This is a genomic window from Cyanobium sp. Cruz-8D1 (assembly GCF_024345975.1).
GTDB lineage: Bacteria > Cyanobacteriota > Cyanobacteriia > PCC-6307 > Cyanobiaceae > Cyanobium.
Map to the genome: position 1 here is coordinate 64,353 of NZ_JAGQCD010000018.1, position 7,793 is coordinate 72,145.

Consider the following 7,793-nt stretch of genomic DNA (forward strand, 5'->3'; position numbering starts at 1 on the left):
GGCCATGGCCGGTGCCGACCTTCCCTGCCTAAAATGGATCTGTCTATTAAGGTGACTGCATGGCCACCACAGTGCGGCTGGAGGCTGCAACCGAGCAGCAGCTCGATCAGCTGGCGCAGCGGACCGGACGCACGAAGGCCTTCCACCTACGGCAGCTGATCGAAGCCGGGCTGGACGACCTTGAGGATGCCTACCTGGGGGCTGTGGTGGCCGAGCGCATCCGCCTCGGCCAGGAGCGCACCACCAGCCTGGACGACGTGGTGAGCGAACTTGGCCTGGACCCTGCGGCTCTCTGAGCACCTATAGCAAAGCGAGTAAGATCCTGATATCACGCTCAACAGCGAAAGATGTCTGAATCCTGCGTGATGCTGCATGTTGAACGTCTCCCCGAGGGTGGCTATCTGGCCACCTCGGAGGCCATCCAGGGCTTGGTGGCTCACGGTCGCACGGTGGCGGAAACCCTGGAAATCGCCCGCGATGTGGCCCGGCGGTTATTGGAAGCACAACAGGAGCGTCAGCAAGACAGCAACCTTCCCTCCATTTCGGAGAGCTTCGACTACCCCTTGATCGTCAGTGCCTGATGGGCCGGCTTTCAGGCTTTCGCTATCGCGACATCACCAGGAAGCTGCGTCGCTTCGGCTTCGTTTTTGATCGGCAGGTGGCAGGCTCCCATGAGATCTGGTATTCCGCAGCCAGTAATCGGTACACAACGATCCCGAATCATGCTGGAGAGATGCCCGAAGGCACGCTCAGGGCCATTCTGAGGCAGGCGGACATTGATGTGGATGCCTTTCTCGCTAGTTGAGGTTCAGCCCAGGACTGCCTGCACGGCGAGGTTGCCAAGGCCCTCGTCGATGTGCACCACTGAGCCGATGAAGTGCACACCGATCTCCTCGGTGGATCCAGCGTGAAGGATGTCAACCCAGAGTTGCTGGCATTCCTTCAGCGTCCATGAATAGGTGCGCTGATAGATCGGAATGATGAACTGGTAGACGGCGCCCAGGACCAGGAGGAGCTTGGCTTCTGTGGCTTTCATGAGAATATCAGTTAAAATATGATCGAGAGAGCGTACATAGCTTTTCCTTCAGCAGATGTGCCCTTCGATTCATTGCCGCCGGGCTCTTTTCGATTCCCGCCAGTATCGAGTCGATCCTTTTCTGCTCCTTCAGGCATGGAAGCTCGAACTCATATTCCCTGGTCTCAATGGGGCTAATGTGGGGGACCGTTGTTTCTGTCGGCGTGCAGTGAGTGGCAAATGCTTTGCTTGAGAGGATCTCGAATAGGATGCGCGGAAGAATCTGGCTGCCGACTCTAATCCTGGCTACTCGCTGAACAAGCAGGCTAGGTACATCCGTGGGTTTGGCCCTGGCAATTTTAAAACCCTCTGTGATCCACGGACGATCCATTGCAATCAAAATATCGTCTTGATCAATTTGATACGAGCGTAGCTCTGGGGTGATTTCTGGCCAGCGGGCCACTTGCTTCCATGCAATTCTGTCCGGAGGCACGTTGATCCCCCTGCATAGCCTTATATGTTGAGCTTTATCTGTATACTGGACGCTCTTGAATGGAAAGCCGGTGATCATATTGGCCACGTCGCGGACTTTCGGCCGAGCTCTTTCGTCGCCTTCTTTTGTGGGGCCCAGTGACTCATTGACTAAGGACTTCTTGAGATCTTGAGACAACCAAAATGCTTGCGCTGCTGATTCAATCAGCACCACTACTTTGTCTAGAATCGCCGCGATGCGCCGCTGCTCCTCCAGTGGGGGGAGGGGGATTTGTGCGGATTTCAGCTTTGCAACCGAAAGATGCTTGACAGTGACAAATGGCGTCTCGTCCTCAATCTTTTTGAGGAGCATTGGGAGGGCGTGATATAGGTAGCCATTGTCGACAAGGCTCTCTCTGGCAATGGCCTTGCAGACCCGCTGGTTAAGCAGGGCCGGATCGCTTTTCCATCTCTCGCGGTTGAATTCTCCATCCATGCCAATCAGGATGTCTCCCTTCTCGACTATGAACTGGGGTTGATAGTCACCGCTATAGAAAGTGGCGCTTGAGCCTGGCAGGACGTCTCTAATCCGAATAATGGGTAATCCAACTGGCTCGGTTGAAAAAAGTTCTGACTTAAAGGCAAAGCCAGACAGAAAGTCGCAAACCTCACCAAGTTCAACAGTTGTCCATTTCATCGCAACATCCCCTCCAACTCCTCGATCCCCTGCAGGATCTCCTGCTCGATCGCCCGCAGTTCCGCCAGGAGCTCCAGCTGTGGGCGGTGCTCCACCTCGTCGTGCACCAGCTCTTTGTAGCGGTTGAGGTCGTAGCCCTGGCTGCCGCCGCCGGGTAGGCCGCTGGGCCGCTCCTGGACCTGCTGGATCAGGGCCATGACGGCGTGGCGCATGAATTGGTGGCACCCAGGCCCACGGTTCATCTGCTGCTCCTGGCCCCGACCTGCCATCAGAAGGTGGGTATGATCATATTGATCTGCATACTTTTTCCCGGTCGTGGCGCGCTCCAGTCCCCTTGCTGAACGGGTGACCGTGACCATGCCGTCCGAGCTGGTCGCCGGGATCGACCGCATCGAGGCCAACCGCAGTCGCTTCATCGCCGAGGCCGTGCGCCACGAACTGCAGCGGCGCCAGCGCCTCGAACTGCTGCGCTCTCTGGAGGCTCCCCATCCCGACAGCGCCGCCACTGCGGCCCTTGGCCTGGCGGACTGGGCCGAAGCCCTGCCTGAAGGGGACAGCGACCTGCTCGATCCCAGCGCCGGAGTGCCGGTGCACTGGCGACCGGAATCGGGTTGGCAGCACGCCGGCTCCCCCGAGATCAAGCCATGAGCGTGCCCCGGGGCAGCCTGGTGCTGGTGGATCTGGAGCCCACCCTGGGCCATGGGCAGCGCGGCACCCGGCCCTGCCTGGTGGTGAGCGACCCGGCGGTGAACGCCAGCCAGCGCTTTCCGCTGCTGGCCGTGGTTCCGATCACCGGAACGCCCGCTCCCGGTGCCCTCTACCCGCCCCTGGCCCCGGGCGCCAACGGCCTCACCAAGCCCTCTTACGCCCTGGTGGATCAGCTGCGCTCGATCGACAAACAACGCATCCGCCGTCGCTACGGCCAGGTGAGCGAAGCGGAGCTGGCCGCCATCGATGCGGGCCTGCGCCTCTATCTGGGCCTGGAGCCCGATCCTGGCTAAGGCAGCTCGCCAGTTCACGGTCCTGCTCATCGCAGCATCCCCTCCAGCTCCTCGATCCCCTGCAGGATCTCCTGCTCAATTCCCCGCATTTCCGCCAGGATCTCCAGCGGTGGACGGTGCTCCACCTCTTCGTGGATCAGTCCAGGCCAGCACCGCCAGCTCCGGCTAGGGTGACATGTAACCGTTGCAGGAGCTGGCATGGCACCGGAAGCCGCCCCGGAGCTGGGTCGCTCAGAGGCCTCCGCCCAGGAAGCGCGCCGGGCCACCAATCGCCGCAAGGTGCGGGAGCATCGCCAGCGGTTGCGGGGCCAGGGGATGCGGCCGATCCAGATCTGGGTGCCGGATGTGCATGCGCCCGAGTTTGCTGCCGAGGCCCGGCGGCAATGTCTGTTGGCCAATGCCAGCCCTGAGGAGGCCGAGATCCAGGCCTTCATCGACTCGGTGTACGAGTGGCCTGACGATGAGTACAGCCAGTGAAGCGCGGTGAGCTCTGGACCATGGCCGGCGGCTCCGGCTATGCCAGCAAGCCCCGCCCTGTGGTGATTGTTCAGGACGACGCCTTTACCGCCCGCGACTCCGTGACGGTGTGTCTGATCACGACCGACCCGTCTGATCTGCCGGTCTTTCGCGTCCCCGTCGAGCCCACAACGGAGAACGGTCTGCGAGCCCTCAGCCGCCTGATGGTCGACAAGGTCACCACTGTGCCCAGAAGCCGCCTGGGCCAGTGCATCGGCTGCCTTGCGGATGACGACCTGCTGCGGCTCAACCGCTCGTTGCTGGTATTTCTGGGCCTGGCCCGCTGATCGCGCTTGCGTGCCCCTCATCGCAGCATCCCCTCCAGCTCCTCGATCCTCTGCAGGATCTCCTGCTCGATCGCGCGAAGTTCGGCCAGGATCTCCAGCGGTGGGCGGTGCTCCACCTCGTCGTGCACCAGCTCCTTGTAGCGGTTGAGGCTGAGGTCGTAGCCCTGCTCGGCGATCTCGGCCTTGGGCACGCAGAAGCTCTGGGCGGTGCGGGCCCGCTCACGCTCGGAATCCGTACGTTGGCTCCAGCGGGCCAGGCAATCCGGCAGGTTGTTCTTCTCCTGTTCTCCTTCGGACAGGGCAACTTTGGGAGCGGGGCCCAGCTTCTCCAACGGCAACAGCGGATTGCGCTTGTCGTCGAGGCTCCAGCCGTCGGCCGTCATGTCATAAAACCAGACCTGATCGGTGCCGCCCCGGCCTGTTTTGGTGAACAACAAGATTGCCGTGCTCACGCCGGCATAGGGGCGGAACACCCCGCTCGGTAGCGACACCACGCCTTCGAGGTAATGGTCTTCCACCAGGGTGCGGCGCAGTTCCTTGTGGGCCTTGCTGGAGTCGAACAACACCCCATCGGGCACGATCACCGCCGCCCGGCCGCCGGGTTTGAGCAGCTGCAGGAACAACGCCATGAACAGCAGCTCGGTCTTCTTTGTCTTCACCACCCGCTGCAGTTTGCCGCTGGTGCTCTCGTAATCCAGCGATCCGGCAAAGGGCGGATTGGCCAGGAGCAAGGTGTACTTGTTCTCCTCGCTGGCGCTGTCTTCGGAGAGCGAATCGCGGTAGCTCACATCGGGGTTCTCCACCCCGTGCAGGAGCATGTTCATCGCACCGATGCGCAGCATCGTGTTGTCGAAATCAAAGCCATGGAACAGGCCATGGTTGAAGTGCTCGCGCAGATATTCGCCCACCGCCACCGGGAAGCCGCAGGTGCCGCAGGCCGGATCCACCATCACATCGCGTGGGGTGGGCTCGGTCATCGCCACCATCAGCTCGATGATGTGGCGCGGCGTGCGGAACTGGCCGTTGGTGCCGGCGGTGGCCAGCTTGCCAAGCATGTACTCATAGATGTCGCCCTTGGTGTCGCGCTGCTCCATCGGCACCGCAGCGAGCAGGTCCACCACCTTCGCCAGCAGGGCCGGGGTGGGAATCGTGAAGCGGGCGTCCCTCATGTGGCTGGCGTAGGCCGATTCGTCGCCGCCCAGCTGCTTGAGGAAGGGAAACACCCGCTCGCTCACCACCTGGTACAGCGCCGCCGGTTCCGCCAGCTCCTTGAAGCGGCTCCAGCGCAGCTCCTGCCAGGGGCGGCCCTGGCCGTCCGCTCCCTCCGGGAAGATGCGCCGTTGCATCGGCTTCTCCGTGCGCTGGGCGCGGCGCTCCTCCAGCGTTTCCAGCTCATCCAGCCGGCGGATGAACAGCAGGTAGGTGAGCTGCTCCAGCACCTCCAGCGGATTGGCGATGCCGCCGCTCCAGAAGGCATTCCAGATGCCGTCGATCTGGTTGCGCAGCTCACCGGTGAGCACCGAGGCGGCCGTGGTGCCGGGGGCGATGGCGGGCTGGGCGCTGGTGGGGGCCGCGCCAGTGACGTTGCGGCGGCTGCGGCCTGGGGCTTTCAAGCCACCGCCGGGGCCGCGAGCTTTCTCGGCAGCACCCATGGCCACCACATGGTCCTTGGCGGCTTCAAACTCCTCGTCTCTGAAGGGTTCATCGGCCAGGTCCAACAGCTCGGCGCGCAGCTCTGCATTGCTTATACGGTTGCCGTCCTCCGGGATCAGGGCCAGCAGGGCGTCGGTGAGGTCGGTGCGGACGGGCATCAGACGTGGAGTGGGGCAGGCAGGGGAGGGATGGGCCCAGTGTGTCGCCCGTCAGGCGATGCTGCTGGGCCAGTCATGCGAAAGACGGTGACGGTTGCTAGGCCATCACCGACTCAAGCTCCCATCACCCAGTTCTCCAGCAGCAAGCCTTCCACCCGCTGAAATTCGCGCAGGTTGTTGCTCACCAGGGTGAGCCCTTCGCTGCGGGCATGGGCGGCGATGTGCAGATCATTCACGCCGATCGGCTGTCCCTGCCGCTCAAGAGCAGAGCGGATCTGTCCATAGTGCTGGGCGGCCTTGGGTCCATAGCTCAGCACCTCCAGGCGGCTGCAGAAATCCTCCACCACCGCAAGCGAGCGTTCGGGCGCCGAACTTTTCTCTGTCCCGTGCAGCAGTTCGCCCAGGGTGATCGCCGAGATGGCCATGTGGCCGGCATGGCGGTTGAACAGCTGCAGAGCCGAGGCAGGCCTGCGCTTGATCACGTCGATCGTGATGTTGGTGTCCAGCAGGTAGCGCAGCATCTGGGTGGCCCCGTCAGAAGAGCTCCCGCTCGTCCTGCTGCTGGGAGGCCCGTTGGGCCATGAAGTCGTCGGGAACGCTGGGACCTGAGAGGAAGAAGCTGTCCCAGCTGCTGCCCAGCGGGGCAATGATGCGCTCGCAGCCCCGCGCCCTCACTTCCACCTGCTTGACGCTGTCGGGAAGCCGCAGCTCGGCAGGGATGCGCACCGCCTGACTGCGGTTGCTCAGGAACAGGCGCGTGATCGCCAAGGCTCTCCAGCAATGGATATCCCATGAGGATATCCCGGAATCGCTCGTCGCGATGGCACAAAAAAAGCGCCCCGTGAGGGGCGCTGGGAACTGAAAGCGAAGGGGGTTGAATCCGACGCTGACCGCAGGCGCGATCAGTAGTCGAAGTCGCCGCCCATGCCGCCACCGCCACCGGCGGGAGCAGCTTCCTTCTTCTCGGGCATGTCGGCCACGATGCACTCGGTGGTGAGCACCATGCCGGCGATCGAGGCGGCGTTCTGCAGGCCGGAGCGGGTCACCTTGGCGGGATCGACGATGCCGGCGGCCAGCATGTCGACGTACTCGCCGGTGGCGGCGTTGTAGCCCTCGGTGAAGGGCTTGTTGCGCACGTGCTCGGCGACGACGGCGCCGTTGACGCCTGCGTTCTGGGCGATCCGCATCAGCGGAGCGGTGAGGGACGAGGCCACGATGGTGGCGCCGATCAGCTCCTCGCCGGAGAGATTGGCGGCCGCCCACTCTTCGAGGGCCGGGGCCAGGTGGGCCAGGGTGGTGCCACCGCCGGGGTGCCACACCAGATCGGGCCGAAGGCGCCGCCACGGGCCACCCCCTCGAGGACCACCGCTTCGGCACCCTCCAGCAGGGCCGAATCCACCAGCACCAGACCGTCGCCCCGATCGGCCGGATCGCCAGTGCTGTTGCGGTAGGCGGTGGGTGCCAACCGCCGGGCCGTGGCACTGGCCTGGCCCGCCGGCTCGGCCAGATCGATCGCCCCGGCCACCGCCAGGTAGCGCACCGGATCGGGATCGGCGCCAGCGAAGTAAGCGCCCGGCAGCTCCCTCGCCACCCTCGCCCGCATGGCCGTGGCCTTCAAGGCGGTGTGGGGACTCCCCAACATCACCAGGGTGTCGACCAGGCGGCGACCGCCATAGAAGCGCCCCTCGAAGGGCCCATCAGCCAGGAAGAGCCGCAGCAGGATGCCGCCGGAGCTGTGGCCCACCAGAGTGATCTGGCCGCTGAGCTGCTCGAGGGCGGCCACCAGCGGGGCCTAGGAGCCTGTTGCGCATAGATCATCCCAGCGCCTCTCCACAGACACCCATGAATCTGCCCAGATCCCAGTGACCGCAATGGATCTGGCTGGGAGAATGGGTCATGCAAAAGCCCAAGACCTTCCGCCCCTGGGCTCCGGGGCAGACCTCCTTGCTGCCGGCCTCCCCGAGTGACTGGCTGTCGGCTGATCATCAGGTGTAT

Annotated in this window: 14 protein-coding genes and 1 pseudogene; 7 read left to right on the forward strand and 8 right to left on the reverse strand. The window is 63.4% G+C overall.

Annotated elements, in window-relative coordinates; all coding sequences use genetic code 11:
- Positions 1–59 precede the first annotated feature (59 nt).
- The 3 genes from KBZ33_RS12250 to KBZ33_RS12260 are packed head-to-tail and all read left to right on the forward strand — an operon-like array spanning position 60 to position 805.
- The gene (locus KBZ33_RS12250; RefSeq protein ID WP_254953349.1) at positions 60–296 is read left to right on the forward strand and encodes a TraY domain-containing protein; all 237 of its coding nucleotides are present in this window, start codon (positions 60–62) and stop codon (positions 294–296) included.
- Between the two features lie 51 nt (positions 297–347).
- Entirely contained in the window at positions 348–581 is a 234-nt protein-coding gene (locus KBZ33_RS12255; RefSeq protein ID WP_254953347.1) for a type II toxin-antitoxin system HicB family antitoxin, read from the forward strand.
- Complete coding sequence (locus tag KBZ33_RS12260) at positions 581–805, forward strand: type II toxin-antitoxin system HicA family toxin (RefSeq protein WP_254953346.1); 225 nt, start codon at positions 581–583, stop codon at positions 803–805. The genes KBZ33_RS12255 and KBZ33_RS12260 overlap by 1 nt, the downstream gene beginning before the upstream one ends.
- Positions 806–808: 3 nt before the next feature.
- Here KBZ33_RS12260 and KBZ33_RS12265 read toward each other — a convergent pair whose 3' ends face one another.
- Genes KBZ33_RS12265 through KBZ33_RS12275 form a run of 3 tightly spaced genes read right to left on the reverse strand, consistent with a single transcriptional unit; the run spans position 809 to position 2,395 of the window.
- Positions 809–1,036, reverse strand: coding sequence for a DUF262 domain-containing protein (locus KBZ33_RS12265; protein WP_254953344.1), 228 nt, complete (start codon positions 1,034–1,036; stop codon positions 809–811).
- 7 nt (positions 1,037–1,043) lie between these two features.
- On the reverse strand, positions 1,044–2,183 hold the full coding sequence (locus KBZ33_RS12270; protein WP_254953343.1) for a restriction endonuclease subunit S: 1,140 nt from the start codon (positions 2,181–2,183) through the stop codon (positions 1,044–1,046).
- On the reverse strand, positions 2,180–2,395 hold the full coding sequence (locus KBZ33_RS12275) for a hypothetical protein (RefSeq protein WP_254953342.1): 216 nt from the start codon (positions 2,393–2,395) through the stop codon (positions 2,180–2,182). Before KBZ33_RS12275 ends, KBZ33_RS12270 begins: the two co-directional genes overlap by 4 nt.
- A gap of 145 nt (positions 2,396–2,540) precedes the next feature.
- On the opposite strand from KBZ33_RS12275, the gene KBZ33_RS12280 reads away from it, so the two are divergent.
- From KBZ33_RS12280 to KBZ33_RS12295, 4 genes are all read left to right on the forward strand, one after another.
- The gene (locus KBZ33_RS12280) at positions 2,541–2,831 is read left to right on the forward strand and encodes a ribbon-helix-helix domain-containing protein (protein WP_255011781.1); all 291 of its coding nucleotides are present in this window, start codon (positions 2,541–2,543) and stop codon (positions 2,829–2,831) included.
- Positions 2,828–3,184 (forward strand): type II toxin-antitoxin system PemK/MazF family toxin, encoded by a 357-nt coding sequence (locus KBZ33_RS12285; protein ID WP_254953339.1) that lies wholly within the window; start codon positions 2,828–2,830, stop codon positions 3,182–3,184. Before KBZ33_RS12280 ends, KBZ33_RS12285 begins: the two co-directional genes overlap by 4 nt.
- Positions 3,185–3,382: 198 nt before the next feature.
- Entirely contained in the window at positions 3,383–3,661 is a 279-nt protein-coding gene (locus tag KBZ33_RS12290) for an antitoxin MazE family protein (RefSeq protein ID WP_254953338.1), read from the forward strand.
- On the forward strand, positions 3,658–3,987 hold the full coding sequence (locus tag KBZ33_RS12295) for a type II toxin-antitoxin system PemK/MazF family toxin (RefSeq protein WP_254953336.1): 330 nt from the start codon (positions 3,658–3,660) through the stop codon (positions 3,985–3,987). The genes KBZ33_RS12290 and KBZ33_RS12295 overlap by 4 nt, the downstream gene beginning before the upstream one ends.
- Positions 3,988–4,004: 17 nt before the next feature.
- Here KBZ33_RS12295 and KBZ33_RS12300 read toward each other — a convergent pair whose 3' ends face one another.
- From KBZ33_RS12300 to KBZ33_RS12320, 5 genes and pseudogenes are all read right to left on the reverse strand, one after another.
- On the reverse strand, positions 4,005–5,798 hold the full coding sequence (locus KBZ33_RS12300) for a class I SAM-dependent DNA methyltransferase (RefSeq protein ID WP_254953335.1): 1,794 nt from the start codon (positions 5,796–5,798) through the stop codon (positions 4,005–4,007).
- Between the two features lie 113 nt (positions 5,799–5,911).
- Complete coding sequence (locus tag KBZ33_RS12305) at positions 5,912–6,319, reverse strand: type II toxin-antitoxin system VapC family toxin (protein WP_254953333.1); 408 nt, start codon at positions 6,317–6,319, stop codon at positions 5,912–5,914.
- A 13-nt stretch (positions 6,320–6,332) separates the two neighbouring features.
- Positions 6,333–6,566, reverse strand: a complete 234-nt coding sequence (vapB, locus tag KBZ33_RS12310) for a type II toxin-antitoxin system VapB family antitoxin (protein WP_254953332.1) — start codon at positions 6,564–6,566, stop codon at positions 6,333–6,335.
- 134 nt (positions 6,567–6,700) lie between these two features.
- Positions 6,701–7,108 (reverse strand): annotated as a pseudogene (locus KBZ33_RS12315) (TCP-1/cpn60 chaperonin family protein); the annotation flags it as partial.
- Positions 7,027–7,581, reverse strand: a complete 555-nt coding sequence (locus tag KBZ33_RS12320; protein ID WP_254953330.1) for a triacylglycerol lipase — start codon at positions 7,579–7,581, stop codon at positions 7,027–7,029. The pseudogene KBZ33_RS12315 and the gene KBZ33_RS12320, both read right to left, overlap by 82 nt.
- Positions 7,582–7,793: the final 212 nt, after the last annotated feature.

Bases quoted from the DNA above. Each gene is read 5' to 3' on its own strand.
- KBZ33_RS12260 (WP_254953346.1), top strand. From the start codon at position 581: ATGGGCCGGCTTTCAGGCTTTCGCTATCGCGACATCACCAGGAAGCTG.
- KBZ33_RS12250 (WP_254953349.1), top strand. From the start codon at position 60: ATGGCCACCACAGTGCGGCTGGAGGCTGCAACCGAGCAGCAGCTCGAT.
- KBZ33_RS12290 (WP_254953338.1), top strand. From the start codon at position 3,383: ATGGCACCGGAAGCCGCCCCGGAGCTGGGTCGCTCAGAGGCCTCCGCC.
- KBZ33_RS12255 (WP_254953347.1), top strand. From the start codon at position 348: ATGTCTGAATCCTGCGTGATGCTGCATGTTGAACGTCTCCCCGAGGGT.
- KBZ33_RS12280 (WP_255011781.1), top strand. From the start codon at position 2,541: ATGCCGTCCGAGCTGGTCGCCGGGATCGACCGCATCGAGGCCAACCGC.
- KBZ33_RS12300 (WP_254953335.1), bottom strand. From the start codon at position 5,798: ATGCCCGTCCGCACCGACCTCACCGACGCCCTGCTGGCCCTGATCCCG.
- KBZ33_RS12270 (WP_254953343.1), bottom strand. From the start codon at position 2,183: ATGAAATGGACAACTGTTGAACTTGGTGAGGTTTGCGACTTTCTGTCT.
- KBZ33_RS12305 (WP_254953333.1), bottom strand. From the start codon at position 6,319: ATGCTGCGCTACCTGCTGGACACCAACATCACGATCGACGTGATCAAG.
- KBZ33_RS12275 (WP_254953342.1), bottom strand. From the start codon at position 2,395: ATGCGCCACGCCGTCATGGCCCTGATCCAGCAGGTCCAGGAGCGGCCC.
- KBZ33_RS12265 (WP_254953344.1), bottom strand. From the start codon at position 1,036: ATGAAAGCCACAGAAGCCAAGCTCCTCCTGGTCCTGGGCGCCGTCTAC.
- KBZ33_RS12285 (WP_254953339.1), top strand. From the start codon at position 2,828: ATGAGCGTGCCCCGGGGCAGCCTGGTGCTGGTGGATCTGGAGCCCACC.